This window comes from Faecalibacterium sp. BIOML-A1 (assembly GCF_009679715.1).
Lineage (GTDB): Bacteria > Bacillota > Clostridia > Oscillospirales > Ruminococcaceae > Faecalibacterium > Faecalibacterium taiwanense.
Window position 1 is genome coordinate 58,369 of sequence record NZ_WKZJ01000011.1, and the last position, 18,091, is coordinate 76,459.

At 52.4% G+C, this 18,091-nt stretch carries 21 protein-coding genes; 16 read left to right on the forward strand and 5 right to left on the reverse strand.

Features of this window, described 5'->3' with window-relative positions; all coding sequences use genetic code 11:
* Positions 1–2 precede the first annotated feature (2 nt).
* A complete protein-coding gene (locus GKG36_RS11675) occupies positions 3–1,010 on the reverse strand; it encodes a LacI family DNA-binding transcriptional regulator (RefSeq protein ID WP_154260859.1) in 1,008 nt (335 codons plus the stop codon).
* A 314-nt stretch (positions 1,011–1,324) separates the two neighbouring features.
* On the opposite strand from GKG36_RS11675, the gene GKG36_RS11680 reads away from it, so the two are divergent.
* Both GKG36_RS11680 and GKG36_RS11685 read left to right on the forward strand, forming a co-directional pair.
* Complete coding sequence (locus GKG36_RS11680) at positions 1,325–1,513, forward strand: hypothetical protein (RefSeq protein WP_154260861.1); 189 nt, start codon at positions 1,325–1,327, stop codon at positions 1,511–1,513.
* Positions 1,514–1,529: 16 nt separating this feature from the next.
* Entirely contained in the window at positions 1,530–3,965 is a 2,436-nt protein-coding gene (locus tag GKG36_RS11685; protein ID WP_154260863.1) for a glycosyl transferase, read from the forward strand.
* 274 nt (positions 3,966–4,239) lie between these two features.
* Here GKG36_RS11685 and GKG36_RS11690 read toward each other — a convergent pair whose 3' ends face one another.
* From GKG36_RS11690 to GKG36_RS11700, 3 genes are read right to left on the reverse strand one after another with little or no spacing between them, the layout of a single operon-like run.
* Entirely contained in the window at positions 4,240–5,388 is a 1,149-nt protein-coding gene (locus GKG36_RS11690) for a M20/M25/M40 family metallo-hydrolase (RefSeq protein ID WP_154260864.1), read from the reverse strand.
* 55 nt (positions 5,389–5,443) lie between these two features.
* A complete protein-coding gene (locus tag GKG36_RS11695; protein WP_097774014.1) occupies positions 5,444–5,665 on the reverse strand; it encodes a family 1 glycosylhydrolase in 222 nt (73 codons plus the stop codon).
* Between the two features lie 19 nt (positions 5,666–5,684).
* Positions 5,685–5,936: a DUF6061 family protein gene (locus GKG36_RS11700; RefSeq protein ID WP_154260867.1), complete on the reverse strand. Its 252-nt coding sequence runs from the start codon at positions 5,934–5,936 to the stop codon at positions 5,685–5,687.
* Between the two features lie 419 nt (positions 5,937–6,355).
* On the opposite strand from GKG36_RS11700, the gene GKG36_RS11705 reads away from it, so the two are divergent.
* The 7 genes from GKG36_RS11705 to GKG36_RS11740 all read left to right on the forward strand — a co-directional run bounded on the left by GKG36_RS11705 (position 6,356) and on the right by GKG36_RS11740 (position 11,503).
* On the forward strand, positions 6,356–7,270 hold the full coding sequence (locus GKG36_RS11705) for a DUF6017 domain-containing protein (RefSeq protein ID WP_154260869.1): 915 nt from the start codon (positions 6,356–6,358) through the stop codon (positions 7,268–7,270).
* Positions 7,271–7,370: 100 nt separating this feature from the next.
* Positions 7,371–7,841 carry a PcfB family protein gene (locus tag GKG36_RS11710; protein ID WP_112116553.1) on the forward strand — a complete coding sequence of 157 codons (471 nt, stop codon included), beginning with the start codon at positions 7,371–7,373 and terminating at the stop codon, positions 7,839–7,841.
* The gene (locus GKG36_RS11715; RefSeq protein WP_154260871.1) at positions 7,838–9,646 is read left to right on the forward strand and encodes a VirD4-like conjugal transfer protein, CD1115 family; all 1,809 of its coding nucleotides are present in this window, start codon (positions 7,838–7,840) and stop codon (positions 9,644–9,646) included. The genes GKG36_RS11710 and GKG36_RS11715 overlap by 4 nt, the downstream gene beginning before the upstream one ends.
* Positions 9,647–9,708: 62 nt before the next feature.
* Positions 9,709–9,849, forward strand: coding sequence for a Maff2 family mobile element protein (locus GKG36_RS11720; protein WP_154260873.1), 141 nt, complete (start codon positions 9,709–9,711; stop codon positions 9,847–9,849).
* Positions 9,850–10,029: 180 nt separating this feature from the next.
* Positions 10,030–10,353: a PadR family transcriptional regulator gene (locus GKG36_RS11725; protein WP_005927798.1), complete on the forward strand. Its 324-nt coding sequence runs from the start codon at positions 10,030–10,032 to the stop codon at positions 10,351–10,353.
* Complete coding sequence (locus GKG36_RS11730; protein WP_005927795.1) at positions 10,350–10,937, forward strand: DUF2812 domain-containing protein; 588 nt, start codon at positions 10,350–10,352, stop codon at positions 10,935–10,937. The genes GKG36_RS11725 and GKG36_RS11730 overlap by 4 nt, the downstream gene beginning before the upstream one ends.
* A 245-nt stretch (positions 10,938–11,182) precedes the next feature.
* Positions 11,183–11,503 (forward strand): hypothetical protein, encoded by a 321-nt coding sequence (locus GKG36_RS11740; protein WP_044960761.1) that lies wholly within the window; start codon positions 11,183–11,185, stop codon positions 11,501–11,503.
* Between the two features lie 51 nt (positions 11,504–11,554).
* On the opposite strand, the gene GKG36_RS14615 is transcribed toward GKG36_RS11740, so the two are convergent.
* Complete coding sequence (locus GKG36_RS14615; protein ID WP_055168421.1) at positions 11,555–12,073, reverse strand: hypothetical protein; 519 nt, start codon at positions 12,071–12,073, stop codon at positions 11,555–11,557.
* A gap of 73 nt (positions 12,074–12,146) precedes the next feature.
* Between GKG36_RS14615 and GKG36_RS11745 the strand changes: the two genes are divergently transcribed.
* The 7 genes from GKG36_RS11745 to GKG36_RS11780 all read left to right on the forward strand — a co-directional run bounded on the left by GKG36_RS11745 (position 12,147) and on the right by GKG36_RS11780 (position 18,036).
* Positions 12,147–12,545 (forward strand): plasmid mobilization relaxosome protein MobC, encoded by a 399-nt coding sequence (locus GKG36_RS11745; RefSeq protein WP_015527902.1) that lies wholly within the window; start codon positions 12,147–12,149, stop codon positions 12,543–12,545.
* A complete protein-coding gene (locus tag GKG36_RS11750) occupies positions 12,517–14,139 on the forward strand; it encodes a relaxase/mobilization nuclease domain-containing protein (protein WP_044960756.1) in 1,623 nt (540 codons plus the stop codon). The genes GKG36_RS11745 and GKG36_RS11750 overlap by 29 nt, the downstream gene beginning before the upstream one ends.
* A gap of 184 nt (positions 14,140–14,323) precedes the next feature.
* A complete protein-coding gene (locus tag GKG36_RS11760) occupies positions 14,324–14,536 on the forward strand; it encodes a hypothetical protein (RefSeq protein WP_005927784.1) in 213 nt (70 codons plus the stop codon).
* A complete protein-coding gene (locus tag GKG36_RS11765) occupies positions 14,526–15,275 on the forward strand; it encodes a phage replisome organizer N-terminal domain-containing protein (RefSeq protein ID WP_005927782.1) in 750 nt (249 codons plus the stop codon). The genes GKG36_RS11760 and GKG36_RS11765 overlap by 11 nt, the downstream gene beginning before the upstream one ends.
* Positions 15,272–16,129 (forward strand): ATP-binding protein, encoded by an 858-nt coding sequence (locus GKG36_RS11770; RefSeq protein ID WP_154260875.1) that lies wholly within the window; start codon positions 15,272–15,274, stop codon positions 16,127–16,129. Before GKG36_RS11765 ends, GKG36_RS11770 begins: the two co-directional genes overlap by 4 nt.
* Positions 16,126–16,314, forward strand: a complete 189-nt coding sequence (locus tag GKG36_RS11775) for a transposon-encoded TnpW family protein (protein ID WP_005927780.1) — start codon at positions 16,126–16,128, stop codon at positions 16,312–16,314. The genes GKG36_RS11770 and GKG36_RS11775 overlap by 4 nt, the downstream gene beginning before the upstream one ends.
* Positions 16,315–16,425: 111 nt before the next feature.
* A complete protein-coding gene (locus tag GKG36_RS11780) occupies positions 16,426–18,036 on the forward strand; it encodes a recombinase family protein (RefSeq protein WP_005921270.1) in 1,611 nt (536 codons plus the stop codon).
* The last annotated feature ends 55 nt before the right edge of the window (positions 18,037–18,091 follow it).

An 18,091-nucleotide genomic window follows, 5' to 3' on the forward strand; every position in this document is an offset into this window, starting at 1 on the left:
TATTAAAGAATGCTGACCGACCCGCCGTCCAGCAATTTGCCGGAAACACGGATCTGTTCGGGCAGGGTCACTCTTGGATGCTCGATGAGCTCAATGAGCTTGTCGGCAGCGGTGCGCCCCAGCGCGGTGGTGTTCTGCTGGTAAGTCACCAGCTGAGGCTTGACCACCCGGGAAAGGTAGATGCCGTCGTAGCCCATCACCGAAACATCCTCCGGGATCGAAAGCCCTTTTTCGTTGATGGCGTTGTAGCCGCCCAGCGCGGAGAAATCGTCCGGGAAGATGATGCAGGTGGGCGGCTGCGGAAGCTCCAGCAGCGCTTTGGTCTCGGCGGCACAGCGGTCGGCATCATGGTAGATGCCCTCCCGCACATAAGCTTCCGGGATCTTCAGGCCAAGCTCTTCGCAGGCCTGATAGAAACCTGCAACGCGGTTCTCGGTAACGGCGGTCTTTTCGCCGTGGATAAAGGCGATGCGGCGGTGGCCGCAGGCCCATGCCTGCCGCACCAGTGCCTTCAGGCCGAAAACGTTATCCGAGAGGATCGCCATGCGGTTGTTGAACACATGATCGATCGTGACCACCGGCACCTCGCTGTTCACCAGCTCCACCACCTGCGGCTCGTAGAAGTTCACGCAGGCGATCACCACGCCGTCCACATTGCGATAGCGGCAGTGCTCAAGGTAGCTCATGCTCTTGCCGCTGATATTGTGGTTGATAAAGGTGATGTCGTAGCCGTGTTTCTCGGCTTCCACCTTGAAGCTGTCCAGCACGGCGGAAAAGTATTCGTGGGTCAGGCCGCTCTGCCGTTCATCCACGAACAGAACGCCCAGATTGTAAGTACGGTTTGTTTTCAAGGAACGGGCGGCAGCATTGGGCAGGTAGCCCATACGGTGCGCTGCGGCCCGCACCCGTTCTCGTGTGGCAGGCGAGATATCCGGCTGGTCGTTCAGCGCCTTGCTGACCGTTGCCACCGATACGCCGCATTCCTTTGCCAGATCTTTCAGGGACGGCATCGCTCGTTTGCCTCCTTCCGAAGAACGTTTTACGGGGGATGTTCTCCGTCAAGTCCTTAATCGTTTTCGCAATTTCATGATAGCGTATTTTGTACGAAAAATCAAGCTTAAAAGAATAACTTTCATTGCTTTTGGCTCAATTTTGGCGTTTTGTTCGTTTCTGAAGAACCGAAATTGTGCACCTTGGATGGATTTCGTTACATTTCGGTTAAAATCAAAAGATTTTCGTTGCGGTTTCGTTACGATTTTCGCCGTATATAATATTACCTATAAATTGTGTTTCAGCGTTTTCGCTTACAGGAAGCACAAAAAGCGTGCTTGAAATGAATTTTCTGAAAATCATGGAAACATGCGTATTTATGAAAGATACTTTCAGAATTTTTTTAGAAAATCCTCTTGCTTTTTTGGCCTGCTTGGGCTATGCTAGAAGCAAAGAGAATGCTTTGATCGTCTGCCTTAATCGTTTTCGCAAAAGCGATGCCGCCGGGGCTACCGGCAGCTGATAAGGAGGAAGCATTTATGAAATTCGGCCATTTTGATGACGCACGCAAAGAATATGTCATCACCACCCCGCGCACGCCTCTGCCCTGGATCAACTACCTTGGCAGCGAGGACTTCTTCAGTCTTGTCTCCAATACGGCGGGCGGCTACAGTTTTTACCGCGACGCGCGGATGCGCCGCCTGACCCGCTACCGCTATAACAGCTCCCCGCTGGATATGGACGGCCACCACATTTACATCAAGGATGGCGATACCGTCTGGAATCCCGGCTGGCAGCCCACCAAGACAGAGCTGGACAGCTACGCCTGCCGCCACGGTCTGGGCTATACCATTCTGGAGGGTGAGAAGAACGGTGTTTCCGCTGCGCAGGAGCTGTTCGTGCCCACCGGCGATGCCTGTGAGCTGGACCGCCTGACTTTGAAAAATAAGACGGATGCCGTAAAAGAGCTGGATGTGTTCAGCTATGTGGAGTTCTGCCTGTGGGATGCCATTGACGACAGCTCCAACTTCCAGCGCAACTTCTCCACCGGCGAGGTGGAGGTGGAGCCGGCCATCATCTACCATAAGACGGAATACCGTGAGCGCCGCAATCACTATGCGGTATTCTGGAGCAATACGCCCGTCACCAGTTTTGACACCGCCCGCGATGCCTTCTGCGGTGTGTATGGCGGCCCTGCAGACCCGCAGGCCGTCCGCGCCGGGCACTGCTCCGGCAGCATCGCCCACGGCTGGGCACCGGTGGGCGCGCTGCACATCCATGTCACCCTTGCACCGGGTGAGGAAAAGAAGATCCTCTTCGGTCTGGGCTACATCGAGAACCCACAGGAAGAAAAGTTCACGGCTCCCGGTGTTATCAACAAGGAGCGTGCCCATGCCATGATCGCACGCTATGCCACCGATGCACAGGTGGACGCGGCCCGCAAGGCGCTGGCCGACCACTGGGAAGCTCTGCTCTCCACCTACCATCTGGAATCCGGCGAGGAAAAGCTGGACCGTATGGTGAACATCTGGCACCAGTATCAGTGTATGGTCACCTTCAATATGAGCCGCTCGGCCAGCTACTTTGAAAGCGGGACCGGCCGCGGCATGGGCTTCCGCGACAGCTGTCAGGATCTGCTGGGCTTTGTACACATCATTCCGTCCCGCGCACGGGAGCGCATTCTGGATATCGCCGCCACCCAGTTTGAGGATGGCAGCGCCTACCACCAGTACCAGCCCCTGACCAAGAAAGGCAACCGCGATATCGGCACCGGCTTCAACGATGACCCGCTGTGGCTCATTGCCGGCACTGCCGCCTATCTGCGCGAGACCGGCGACTGGTCTATTCTGGACGAGCAGGTGCCCTTTGATAATGATGCCAGCAAGGCACAGAGCCTGATGGAGCATCTGCGCCGCAGCTTCAACTTTACCGTCACCCACCTTGGCCCCCACGGCCTGCCGCTCATTGGCCGCGCCGACTGGAACGACTGCCTGAACCTGAACTGTTTCTCGGAGCACCCGGGCGAGAGCTTCCAGATCACCGGTCCCAGCGAAGGCCCTGTGGCCGAAAGCGTGTTCATTGCGGGCATGTTCGTCAAGTACGGCCACGAGTACGCCGAACTGTGCGACCACCTGAACCTTGCCGATGAAGCCGCTGCGGCCCGCAAGGCCGTGGACGGCGTGGAACAGGCGGCCCTGACCTCTGGCTGGGACGGCGCATGGTTCCGCCGCGCCTACGATGCTTTTGGCAAGCCTGTTGGCAGCAAGGAGTGTACTGAGGGCCAGATCTTCATTGAGCCGCAGGGCATGTGCGTCATGGCTGGCATTGGCAAGGAGACCGGTCAGGCCGCGCAGGCATTGAAGAGCGTAGAGGAACGGCTGGATACCAAGTACGGTGTGGTTCTGCACCAACCTGCATACACCAGTTATCAGCTCAATCTGGGCGAAATTTCCAGCTATCCTCCGGGATACAAGGAGAACGCCGGTATCTTCTGCCACAACAATCCGTGGATCAGCTGTGCCGAAGCCGTTCTGGGGCATGGCGACCGGGCCTTTGAGGTGTACCGCAAGACATGCCCGGCCTACATCGAGGATATTTCCGAGATCCACCGCACCGAACCCTATGTTTACAGCCAGATGGTGGCCGGTAAGGATGCCCCCACCTTTGGCGAAGCAAAGAACAGCTGGCTGACCGGCACTGCCGCATGGACCTTCTTCAATGTGAGCCAGTATATCCTTGGCATCCAGCCCACGCTGGACGGCCTGAAGGTAGACCCCTGTATCCCACACACGCTGGGCGGCTTCACCGTTACCCGCCGCTACCGGGGCGCAACCTATCACATTGCAGTGGATAATACCGCTGCAGTCCAGTACGGTGTGAAGAGCGTCGCTGTGGATGGCAAGCCCATTGAGGGCAGCCTGCTGCCGCTGGCACCAGAAGGCGCTGTGGTAGAGGTGCAGGTGACCATGGGATAACCTTTACTGCATTTTCATAATTTCTCCTTTGTGCTGTTCTGAAAGAACAGCGGCCTCCGCATTACGATCCTGCTTGGCATCATAATGCGGGGGCTTTTTGTTTGGCAGTTTATTTTGTCGGAAATACTGTTTCTGTTGTATCTGTTTTTTCACAACCTCAGCTTACAACAAAAAATGAGATAGGTAACCCCTTTCGGGGAAGTCTATCTCATTTTTTTCGTTGGAGCTATTTTGCAACGGCCCCCTACTGCCGCCAGAACACCCCATACTTATTTCAAAAGCAATCGTTTTTCTGATACTCCAGCATCAGCCCAAGAACGATTTTCAATCCTGTGGGCAAGCTGGCAATGTCCACCCACTCCTGCCGGGTATGCGCCGATCCGCCATCTATCGTACCAATGGTATTGGCCGGGATACCCAGCGACAACGGGATGTTGCTGTCCGTGGAGTTGGGCGTTTCGTCCGGCTCACGGCCTGTGAAGGTGCGAACGATCTCTTTACTTTTTGCCGTGAATTGACCGAGTTTTTTCTGGTCAACAGGGCCGTTGCCGGGACGGATGCCCAGCAGCTCCACCTCAAAATCGCCGCCTCTGCCATTCCAGTGCGCTACAGCACGACGGAATTTTTCTTCCATCTCTTCCAGACAATCCTGTGCGGTGGAACGGAACTCATACAGCATGGATGCCTGCTGTGCAATGGAGTTGACCGTTGTGCCGCCCTCGATGCGTCCCACATTATAGGTGGTACGGGAACGTACCGGTGGCTGGATCTGGTACAGTTCATTCACGAGTCCACACAGCAGTTGAATGGCACTGGGGTCGCCAAAATTTGCATAGGAGTGACCACCGGGCGTTTTACAGGTGATCTTATACCGATAAGAACCCACGGCACTGCTGCAGCAAAGCGGCATATAGATATCAAAAGAATAGAACCCCTGAATACGGGTGCCGTACTTGGCAAACAACGCCTTGGTACCGTCCAGATTGCCCAGACCTTCTTCGCAGGCATTCGCCACCACCAGCACACCATATTCCAGCGCGGTTTGTTTCTGGATCAGATATTTTGCAGCCATCAGCAAGTTGACGAGGTTGGCAGTATCATCGCCGATGCCCGGCGCAAATAGCTTGCCGCCCTCTTCCCGCAAGGGAAGATTTTCTACATCTGGGAACACAATATCCGTGTGAGCGGCAAAAACGACCAGTTCCTCAGTGTCCGGCCCCAGTTTGCAGATCACATTTTTAGCGCCGTCGATGCGGACATTTTCTGCCCCTTGTGCCCGGAGCCAATCCCGGCAGAATGCTGCCCGAAAATCCTCCTTTCGGGTCGGCGCAGGCATCTTTCCCAGTGTGCGCAGCAGTTCCAGCTGTTCGGTGCGGTATTCTTCTGCATAAGCTTCCACCTGCGCTTTTGTCTGTTCGTTCATAAAAACTTTCCCTCCCTGAACACGCCGAAACCCGCAGACAGTTTCCTGCCTTCATTTAGCCTTCTAAGTCTTCACCATTGGTGGCGATACACTTCTGATACCAGTAAAAACTGTCTTTTCTACTGCGAGCCAGTGTGCCGTGACCGGCATCGTCCTGATCCACATAGATCACGCCATACCGCTTGGACATTTCCATGCTGCCGCAGGAGACCAGATCGATAAAGCCCCACATGGTATAGCCAATCAACTCCACGCCGTCCTTGACAGCTTCCTTCATCGCCAGCTTTTCGTGATTTTTAATCTTCTAACCCATGGCTCCCGGTTACGGTTTTCAAGTATTTCTCCGGGTCACCGTTCAGAATCAAATCGGCATAGTCCAGCGGGTCATTGTAGATGAGGTAGTCCAGTTCAGACCTCTGCGCCATGGTAACATCCAGTGCATCCTCGACACCGGTGCAGTTGATGGAAATTTTGCGCCCATCCCGGAGCAGCAGCTCCACACAGCCGGTGCCCATGTTAAACTGACAGGCTCTTGCATCGTACTTCATAATCTTGCGTCCCTTCTGCCTTACGGCACTCTTACTGTTGTGACCTTCGTGATACGGTCTTTCTTCTGATAAGGTTTTGGACACACAGCCGTAAGGGAAGAGCCATTGTTCTCGTTTCCGAAGAAAACAAAAAATCCGAGCCCTTCTCCTATCGAGAAAAGGTTCGGATTTTCATGGTTTGGTGCGAGTAGTGATACAGCATTTTTTGAAAACCATCGTAGTACAATTTGTTTTTGAGGTCATCGGATAGCAACTTGCTTGTATCGCACCCCGATGGGCGGCTGTATTGGAAAAACAGTTGCCTTTTATATACCACACAACCTAAAAATTATCAAGTACGCGCAGCGTTCACTTCTCCCATCACCGGGAGCAAATGGACGCTGCTTTTTTTGTTTGCAACGAAAGGAGGCATCCGTGAAATGGCAGTTTTTCGGGTAGAAAAGAACAGCGGCTACACGGTCATGTCAAACCACCACCTGCGGAACCGGGCCTTGTCCCTGAAAGCCAAGGGCTTACTCTCCCAAATGCTCTCCCTGCCGGAAGATTGGGACTACACCCTGCAAGGACTGGCCCGTATCAACCGGGAAAGCATTGACGCGATACGGCAGGCTATCCGGGAACTGGAACAGGCAGGCTACATCCAGCGTTCCAGAGAACGTGACGAGAAAGGACGGCTGCGCGGTGCAGACTATGTGATCTTTGAGCTGCCGCAGCCTGTTCCTGCATCGGTTTCACCTACATTGGAAAATCCAACGTTGGAGAATCCCACGCAGGAAAACCCTACGTTGGAAAATCCAATGCAATTAAATAAAGATAAACTAATTACAGAAAAACAAAAGAAAGAGGGATTAAATACCGATTCCATTCCTATCCATTCCCCAAACCCCTTGCCTTTGGACGAGGATGAGACAGCGGCACCGCCGCCGGAGCGAACCGGAAGCCGAAAGGAAGCGGCCTATCAAATCTACCGGGACCTGATTTTGGAGAACATCGAGTATGACACCCTCATCCAGAATCCCCGGATAGACCGGGAGCAGCTGGACGAGATCGTGGACATCCTGCTGGAAACCGTCTGCACCAACCGCAAGTCCATCCGGGTGGCCGGGGACGATTACCCGGCAGAGCTGGTCAAGGCAAAGTTCCTGAAGCTGGACAGCCATCACATCGAGTTCGTCATGGACTGCCTGCGGGACAACACCACCAAAGTCCGCAACATCAAGCAATACCTGCGGGCCATGCTTTTTAATGCGCCCAGCACCATCAACAGCTACTATGCGTCCCTTGTGGCGCACGACATGGCGCAGCCCGATTGGGGCCGTCCACCCAACACCTGACCGAAAGGAGCGTCACCCTATGCGCACTACCTACCTGCGGCGGCTGGTGGTTCCACCCTAGCTGCCGCTCTGAATTTTCTGCAACAAGGAGGGATTCATATTGCAGGAAGAAGTCACCCAGAAAACCATTGCCTTGTCCATGAAAACGGGCAAGCTCACCGCCCAAGCGCTGCAAGCCGCCCTGAAAAAATATTTGCAGCACCGGGCCAAGGGGCCAAAGCTGCACCACGGCAAGCAAAGCCTGAAACAGCTGAAAGCCCATGGTGCGGCCCTGACCAACATTGAAGTCACGGAGGCGAACATCGGGGCGTTCAAGCCCTGCGCCAAGAAGTACGGCGTGGACTTTACCTTGCGCAAGGACAAGACCACCCAGCCGCCCCACTACATCGTGATCTTCAAGGCCAAGGATGCGGACAATCTGGAACAGGCGTTCCGGGAGTTCACGGCCAAAACGCTCACCAAGGAGCAGCGGCCCTCTATCCGCAAGGTGCTGGCAGCAGCCAAGCAGAAAGCGGCCCAGCAGCCGAAACGTGCGAAGGAAAAAATCAAGCAAAGGGGGCTGGAACGATGAAGCCTGAACTGAAAAAGCTGCTGTTGCTGAATCTGCCGTATCTGCTGTTCGTGTACCTGTTCGCCAAATGCGGGCAGGCGTACCGTCTGGCTGCGGGCGCGGATGCTTCGGCAAAGCTGCTCCACCTGACGAGCGGCATCTCCGCCGCCTTTGCAAACCCGCTGCCCAGCCTGCATCCGTTTGACCTGTGCGTGGGCGTTGCCGGGGCGGTGGCTGTCCGGCTCATCGTGTACAGCAAGGGCAAGAACGCCAAGAAGTACCGCAAGGGCGAGGAATACGGCTCTGCCCGATGGGGCACCGCCAAGGACATTGCCCCCTACATCGACCCCAAGTTTGAAAACAACATCCTGCTGACCCAGACCGAACGCCTGACCATGACCGGGCGGCCCAAAGACCCCAAAACAGCCCGGAATAAAAATGTGCTTGTGATCGGCGGCTCCGGCAGCGGCAAGACCCGCTTCTATGTGAAGCCCAACCTCATGCAATGCTTTCCCACTTCCGACTATCCCACCTCATTCGTGGTCACAGACCCAAAAGGTACACTGGTTCTGGAAACAGGCCAAATGTTCCAGCGGGCAGGCTACCGAGTGAAAATCCTGAACACGATAAACTTTTCCAAGTCTATGAAGTACAACCCCTTTGTTTACATCCACTCGGAAAAGGACGTGCTGAAACTGGTGAATACCCTTATCGCCAACACCAAGGGCGAGGGCGAAAAGTCAGCGGAAGATTTTTGGGTGAAGTCGGAACGGCTGTTCTACACCGCGCTTATCGGCTACATCTGGTACGAGGCCCCGGCAGAGGAAATGAACTTCACCACCCTGCTGGAAATGATAAATGCCAGTGAAGCCCGCGAGGACGACCCGGAGTTTCAAAGCCCGGTGGACCTCATGTTTGAGCGGCTGGAACAGAAAGACCCGGACCACTTCGCCGTCCGGCAGTACAAAAAGTTTTTGCTGTCGGCCGGCAAGACCCGTTCCTCCATCCTGATAAGCTGCGGTGCCCGTTTAGCCCCATTTGACATCCGGGAGGTGCGGGAACTGATGAAGGACGATGAAATGGAGCTGGACACCATCGGGGATGAAAAGACGATTCTGTTTTTGATTATGAGCGACACGGACACCACGTTCAACTTCATTCTCGCCATGCTCCAAAGCCAGCTTATCAACCTGCTGTGTGACCGTGCGGATGATAAGTACGGTGGCCGACTGCCTGTCCATGTGCGGCTGATTCTGGACGAGTTTGCCAACATCGGGCAGATTCCCAACTTCGACAAGCTGATCGCCACCATCCGCAGCCGGGAAATCTCGGCATCCATCATCTTGCAGAGCCAGTCGCAGTTAAAAGCCATCTACAAAGATGCAGCCGAAATCATTTCGGACAACTGCGATTCTGTTCTCTTTTTGAGTGGGCGGGGCAAAAATGCCAAAGAGATCTCCGATGCGCTGGGGAAAGAAACCATCGACAGCTTCAACACCAGCGAGAACCGGGGTTCTCAAACCTCCCACGGACTGAACTATCAAAAATTAGGAAAGGCGTTGATGTCAGAGGACGAAATCGCAATCATGGACGGCGGCAAATGTATTTTGCAGCTGCGGGGTGTGAGGCCGTTCTTCTCGGAGAAGTTCGACATTACCAAGCACCCGCACTACAAGTACCTTGCGGACGCGGACAAGAAAAACACCTTTGATGTGGACAGGTTTTTATCTACCCTGCGCCGGAAACGGCAGCAGGTAGTCGCACAGGACGAAAGTTTTGACCTGTACGAAATCGACCTGTCGGATGAAGATGCAGCCGCCGAATGAGGCGGCATTTTTTGAAAAAATTTTTGAGTGCCGCAGAACAAGCGGCAGAAAGTGAGGACCTTATGGAATTTTTCAACAGCGCAGTCGATACTTTGCAGACGATCGTGGTCGGTCTGGGCGGTGCCCTGTGTGTCTGGGGCGGCATCAACCTGTTGGAGGGTTATGGACAGGATAACCCCGGCAGCAATGCTCATATACGGTAAAGAAGCAACAACACAAATTGAGAACAGCGTACCCTACTATTCTGTATCAAAGTGGAGCAGTAACACGAAAATGTTGCTGCTCCATTTTCATGCCCCTTAAATAATTTCCTTGAATCTGCTTGACTTATATTACGGTTAGTGATATATTTATTACAGTAATCGTAATAAGGAGGCTGGACTATGAGAGACAATGCAAAAAGTGGCGCACTTACAGAAGTGACCTTTTATATTTTACTCTCTCTTTATACACCAAAACACGGATACGCCGTTATGCAGTTTGTTGAAGAAAAAACGGGCGGGCGGCTTTCGTTAGGCGCAGGCACTTTATATGGAGCATTAAACTCTTTGCAGGACAAGAAGTGGATTGAACCTTATGGAGATAGTGAGGGAAGAAAAAAAGAATACCACATTACAGCACAGGGAAAAGAAATTGCAGAAAAAGAGCTTGCAAGACTAAATGAACTTGTAAGCATTGCAAGTGAAATTATTGGAGGTGCAGTATGAGTAAAAAATGTTATCGCTTTTTTGGCGGATTGCTAAATACGCAGGAAAAATGGCTAAACAAAATGTCTGAAAAGGGTTATCGACTTGTTCGGACAGGAAAACTGTTATACGAATTTGAAAAATGCAAGCCCGATGAAGTGACCTATTGTGTAGAGTTTATCGGAGAAAAATCAAAAGAGAGTTCAATAGATTATGCTAATTTTTTGGAGGATATGGGATATAAGGTGTTTTTTAAAAATATCAATCTAAACTATTCTGTTGGAAAAGTTCGTTGGCGCCCATGGGCAGAAAGGGGCGGTCGTATTGCGACAAACACAACAACTTTTAATCGAGAAATCTTGATTGTGGAAAAAGCAAATGATGGAAAGCCTTTTGAACTCCATACCTCTTATGACGATAAAGAAAAATATTATCGCAACTTACGCAATCCGTGGCTATTTCTACTGCTCATGTTTGCACTATTCGCAGTTACAAAGCAATCTATAATCTTTGGTATTTTTGCGTTGGTTTCTGTAATTCCTGGCAGTATATATCAAATACAGATAATGAAAATCCGGAAGGAAGCCAAGACACAGGAATGGTGAGGAAATAAATAGCAAATCCAGCCGAGCCAGTCAACGGTCAAGATGAACGGCGCAAATGTGCCACCGTTGACAGCCGCCGCCCGTCCTGCTTTTGTGGCAATCAAGGGAGCGACAGACTAAAGTGCTGTCGCTCCCGCCCATTATGGGGGAAAGACAGTAGAAAATTTCACATCTATGTGCTATAATAGTTCCGACAGAATGAAATATAAATATATATTTTACACTACGGTATGGGGAGTATAAAAATGACAGGAGAACAATTTGTTAAGTTATGCTACGAAGAAAAGAAAACCATTTTAGCCGAATACTTCAATCCTAATTCTTCATCAGTTGTCGGCAAAAAAATCAGTGCAATAACTGAACAAGGTATATCAAAAGATGATTTGTATGATCTATTGAATTTGGTGCTAAAAGAAAATTACTATACTTTGTTGCTTGGATTGGACGGAGAAGCGTCGTTAGGTAATACTCAAATTACCTATAAGCTTTATGATGAAAATGGCAACTTGCTTAACGAATGTGGAGAGCTTGAAGCCGCCGCATACAGATACTTTGTAGAAGAATGATCTTCAAATTTAATCTTGTCAATCATACATAATACAACATAATACACATTTTCACAGGACAGCCAAAATCGGTTGTCCTTTTCTTTTACCCAAAAGAGGGAACGGGAGACTAAAATTGAATACTGCTCCAAACAGCAACGCCACAGATTTTTGAAAATCCGTGGCGTTTTTTGCTCCCATTTTTGGCAAAACGCCCCGTTCCCTTGTAGTAGTGAGTGACGGGGAAGTTTGCCCGAAATGGGCTTGCCTGCCGTAGTAGTGATGAAAAATCCAAATGAGCGTTTGGCATTTTCCGTTTCTGTCCGTAGAGGGGAACAAAGGTGGGCAGGACACGCCTCCGCAATCGCTATATTGACGAAAGCAGCCACACCGACCCTTGTAGATTGCCGCAAAGTCAGCCGCAGAGGAAAGTGGCAGTTTTTCAGAGCAAGATTCTACCGCAGTACCAAAATTCGCTTTTCGCTCATTTTGCCCCTGCGGGAATCTTGTTGGGGAGTGCCTTCCCCAAACCCTGCTTATGCGGCTTGCGCCGCTTAAAAATCCCTCAAAATATTTTTTCGGATTTTTCAAAAACAGTTCCGCTTCACACCCCGTTTTTCTCCTATTAGTGAGAGGACACCACGCACAGAAAGGAGGTTTTACCATGCGAAAACGATACAACACGCCGCACCGCAGCCGGGTAGTCAAGACACGCATGACCGAGGAAGAATACGCCGAGTTTGCGGAAAGGCTTTCTGCCTGCAACATGAGCCAAGCCGAGTTTATCCGGCAAGCCATAACCGGGGCAGCCATACGCCCCACCATAACCGTTTCCCCCGTCAACGACGAGCTGCTTGCCGCCGTCGGGAAGCTAACCGCCGAATACGGCAGGATCGGCGGCAACTTAAACCAGATAGCCCGGACGCTGAACGAGTGGCACAGCCCCTACCCGCAGCTTGCCGGGGAGGTACGGGCAGCGGTTTCCGACCTTGCTGCCCTAAAGTTTGAAGTCTTGCAGAAAGTGGGTGACGCTGTTGGCAACATTCAAACATATCAGCTCTAAAAATGCTGACTATGGCGCAGCGGAAGCCTACCTCACATTTGAGCATGACGAGTTTACCATGAAGCCCACCCTTGATGAAAATGGGCGGCTGATACCGAGGGAGGATTACCGCATTTCTTCCCTCAACTGCGAGGGCGAGGATTTCGCTGTTGCCTGTATGCGAGCCAATCTCCGCTATGAGAAAAACCAAAAACGGGAAGATGTGAAAAGCCACCACTATATCATCAGCTTTGACCCACGGGACGGGACAGACAACGGCTTGACCGTAGACTGGGCGCAGGAGCTGGGCGAGCAGTTCTGCAAGGAGCATTTTCCCGGACACCAAGCCCTAATCTGCACCCACCCGGACGGGCATAACCACAGCGGCAATATCCATGTGCATATCGTCATCAACTCCCTGCGGATTTATGAAGTCCCGCTTCTGCCCTACATGGACAGACCAGCCGATACACGGGAGGGCTGCAAGCACCGCTGCACCAACGCCGCTATGGAATATTTCAAGAGTGAAGTCATGGAGATGTGCCACCGGGAGGGGCTTTACCAAATCGACCTCTTGAACGGCAGCAAGGAACGGATAACGGAACGGGAATACTGGGCGGCAAAGAAAGGGCAGCTTGCCCTTGATAAAGAGAACGCCGCCAGAGAAGCCGCCGGACAGCCGACCAAGCCCACCAAGTTTGAAACGGACAAGGCGAAGCTGCGCCGGACGATACGGCAGGCACTTTCCCAAGCTACCAGCTTTGACGAGTTTTCTTCCCTTTTGCTGCGGGAGGGTGTGACTGTCAAGGAGAGCCGGGGGCGGCTTTCCTACCTCACGCCGGACAGGACAAAGCCTATCACAGCCCGGAAGCTGGGGGACGATTTTGACAAGGCTACTGTCCTTGCCCTGCTTACACAGAACGCCCGCAGAGCCGCCGAACAGACCAAAGCCATACCCGAATACCCTGCCGCAGTTAAAAAGCCGTCACAAGGGGAAAAAACCACAAAAACCACCCCGGCAGACAACACCTTGCAGCGCATGGTTGACCGGGAAGCCAAGCGAGCCGAGGGCAAGGGCGTGGGCTATGACCGCTGGGCGGCAAAGTACAATCTAAAGCAAATGGCGGCTACCGTTACCGCCTATCAGCAGTACGGCTTTTCTTCCCCGGAGGAACTGGACGAAGCCTGTTCTGCCGCCTATACCGCCATGCGGGAAAGCCTTACAGAGCTGAAGCAGGTGGAAAAGACGCTGGACGGGAAAAAGGAGCTGCAACGGCAGGTGCTTGCCTATTCCAAGACCCGCCCTGTCCGGGACGGGCTGAAACAGCAGAAAAACGCCAAAGCAAAAGCAGCCTACCGACAGAAGCACGAAAGCGACTTTATCATAGCAGACGCAGCCGCCCGTTATTTTAGGGAGAACGGCATTTCCAAGCTGCCAAGCTATAAAGCCCTGCAAGCAGAGATTGAAACCCTTATCAAAGAGAAAAACAGCGGCTACAACGATTACCGGGCAAAACGGGAGGAATACCGCCGCTTACAGACCGTCAAGGGCAATATCGACCAGATTTTACGCCGGGAGCGCAAGCCTGTGAAAAGGCAGGAACAGGAGCGATAAAAACCACCCCAAAATGTACCCGAACCCATACAGAACAAGGGGGCTGCCCCGTACCCTATCCCCAATACCAAAGGATTTTTTAACGGGCTTACAGGGCAGAAAAACCCCGAAAATGATACCGAGATGATACAGAATTACCGCCGATACCGCCACACCAGTGGAAACGGCAGAAAGGAGCGCACCCATGCCAAGAATGAGCAAGAAACGGCGGCTGGAATGGTCTTTTTTCCTGCGGCAAGTGAAAGTCGGGAATACCACCTGCGACCGTATCACATACAACGACCTCTGCCGGGGCTGTACCCATAGCTGCAAGCAGAGCTTCCGGGCGGTTATCATACTCTGCCCCCGCTACTACTCCAAACGCCGGAAAAAGGAGGACAGGGACAATGGCAGATAACCGCAAGTATTACTACCTCAAGCTGAAAGAGAACTTTTTTGACAGCGACTCCATTGTGCTGCTGGAAGATATGAAAGACGGAATTTTATATTCCAATATCCTCTTGAAGCTGTACTTAAAATCGCTGAAAAACGGCGGGAAGTTGCAGCTTGACGAGCATATCCCCTACACAGCGCAGATGATAGCGACACTGACCCGCCACCAGATAGGGACGGTTGAGAGGGCTTTAGAGATTTTCCGGCAGTTGGGGCTTGTGGAGCAGCTTGACAGCGGGGCTTTCTATATGACCGACATTGAGCTGATGATAGGACAGTCCTCTACCGAAGCCGAGCGAAAACGGGCTGCAAGGCTGGAAAACAAAGCACTTTTACCGCCCTGGACAAAAGGCGGACATTTGTCCGACATTCGTCCACCAGAGATAGAGATAGAGTTAGAGAAAGAGATAGAGATAGAAAAAGAGAGAGAGGGAGAAACGGGACACCCCACCCCCGCCGCTTATGGCAGATACAACAATGTGATACTGACCGATACAGAGCTTTCCGGGCTGAAAACAGAGCTGCCCGACAAGTGGGAGTATTATATTGACCGGCTTTCCTGCCATATCGCTTCCACCGGGAAGCAGTACCACAGCCATGCAGCCACCATTTACAAGTGGGCGCAGGAGGACGCTGCCAAAGGCAAGGCTGCCCCGAAACAGGGCATACCCGATTATTCATGCAAGGAGGGCGAGAGCTTATGAGAAACGGGATTGAAGCTATGATTACGGACATTACAGCCACTACCGCCGAAGCGGAGGACTACACAGGCGAGGACGGGCTTTTATACTGCGGCAAGTGCCATACGCCCAAAGAAGCCTATTTTTCAAAAGAAACCGCCCAATGGTTAGAGCATGACCGACACCCGTCAGAGTGCGACTGCCAGCGGGCAGCCCGTGAAAAACGGGAAGCCGCTGAAAGCCGACAGAAGCACCTTGAAACAGTGGAGAACTTGAAACGCCGGGGCTTTACCGACCCTGCTATGCGGAACTGGACATTTGAGCATGACAACGGCAGAAACCCGCAGACCGCAACCGCCCGTTTTTATGTGGAGAGCTGGGAAACCATGCAGGCTGAAAATATCGGCTACCTGTTCTGGGGCGGCGTGGGGACAGGAAAAAGCTACCTTGCCGCCTGTATCGCCAACGCCCTTATGGAAAAAGAGGTTGCCGTCTGCATGACAAACTTTGCAACAATACTCAATGACCTTGCCGCCAGCTTTGAGGGCAGGAATGAGTATATTTCCCGCCTTTGCAGCTACCCCCTGCTGATACTTGATGATTTCGGTATGGAGCGAGGGACAGAATACGGGCTGGAACAGGTTTACAGCGTGATTGACAGCCGTTACCGAAGCGGCAAGCCGCTGATCGCCACGACCAACCTCACGCTGGAGGAATTGCAGCACCCGCAGGACACGCCCCACGCCCGTATCTATGACAGGCTGACTTCCATGTGCGCCCCCGTCCGCTTCACGGGCAGCAACTTCCGAAAGGAAACCGCACAGGAAAAGCTGGAACGCTTAAAGCAACTGATGAAGCAGCGAAAGGAGAGCCTATGACAGAAATCAAACAGACAAGCACCACCAAAACAGACCGCCGCCCGGACTGTGTAACGGAAATCCGCATGGGCAACTCCGTCCTTACCGTTTCCGGCTTCTTCAAGCAGGGCGCAACCGACACCGCAGCCGACAAGATGATGAAAGTGCTGGAAGCGGAAGCTGCTACACAAAAAACGGCGATTTGACCGACCATAAAGAAGCAGATTTGACGCTTTTGCCGCTATACAGACAGCCGCCCCATGTGGTACAATCAAGGTACGGAATAGTGGGGCTGGCTGTCGGAAACGGAGGATTTTATGTTAAGACAGACCAACCAACAACCAATTACCGCCCTTTACCCAAGACTTTCCCATGAGGACGAGCTACAAGGCGAGAGCAATTCCATTTCCAATCAGAAGCGTATCCTTGAAACCTATGCAAAGCAGAACGGCTTTTCCAATCTGCGCTGGTACACGGACGACGGTTATTCTGGTGCGAACTTTCAAAGACCCGGTTTTCAAGCCATGCTTGCGGACATTGAAGCCGGAAAAGTCGGGACAGTTATCGTAAAGGATATGTCGAGGTTAGGGCGAAACTACCTGCAAGTGGGAATGTACACGGAAATGATTTTCCCACAGAAAGGTGTCCGCTTCATCGCTATCAATGACGGAGTGGACAGCGCACAGGGCGACAATGATTTTGCCCCGCTGCGGAATATCTTTAACGAATGGCTGGTGAGAGATACGAGCAAGAAAATCAAAGCAGTGAAACGCTCAAAAGGCATGAGTGGCAAGCCTATCACAAGCAAGCCTGTGTATGGCTACCTCATGGACGAGGACGAAAATTTCATCATTGACGAGGAAGCTGCACCCGTAGTCAAGCAGATATACAATTTCTGCCTTGCCGGGAATGGTCCGACCAAGATAGCCCGTATGCTCACAGAGCAGCAAATCCCCACGCCGGGAACGCTGGAATACCGCAGGACGGGCAGCACCCGCCGCTACCACCCCGGCTATGAGTGCAAGTGGGCGACCAATACCGTTGTGCATATCCTTGAAAACCGGGAATACACGGGCTGTCTGGTAAACTTCAAGACAGAAAAACTTTCTTACAAAGTCAAGCACAGTGTAGAAAATTCCCCGGAAAAGCAAGTGATTTTCGAGAACCACCACGAGCCTATCATAGACACGCAAACATGGGAACGGGTGCAGGAGCTTCGCAAGCAGCGCAAACGCCCCAACCGCTATGATGAAGTGGGCTTGTTCTCCGGCATACTGTTCTGTGCGGACTGCGGCAGCGTCATGTATCAGCAGCGATACCAGACAGACAAGCGCAAGCAGGACTGTTATATCTGCGGCAACTACAAGAAACGCACCCATGACTGTACGGCGCACTTTATCCGCACCGACCTCTTGACCGCTGGTGTACTCTCCAATCTGCGGAAAGTGACAAGCTATGCGGCAAAGCATGAAGCCCGGTTTATGAAGCTCTTGATTGAGCAGAACGAGGACGGGGGCAAGCGCAGGAACGCCGCCAAGAAAAAGGAACTGGAAGCCGCCGAGAAACGCATAGCCGAGTTATCCGCTATCTTCAAGCGGCTGTATGAGGACAGCGTGACCGGGCGCATATCAGACGAGCGTTTCACAGAGCTGTCGGCAGACTATGAAGCAGAGCAACGGGAACTGAAAGAAAGAGCCGCCGCTATCCAAGCGGAGCTTTCCAAAGCACAGGAAGCCACCGTGAACGCAGAAAAGTTTATGAATGTTGTCCGGCGGCATACCAGCTTTGAAGAACTTACCCCTACTCTGCTGCGGGAGTTTGTAGAGAAAATTGTTGTGCATGAGTGCAGCTATGACGAGAACAAGACCCGCAGACAGGACATTGAGATTTATTATTCTTTTGTTGGCAAGGTGGACTTGCCCGAATAACCGCCCGACCTATCCGACACAATGCGCAAGTGCCGGATAGGAACGGCAAAATTTT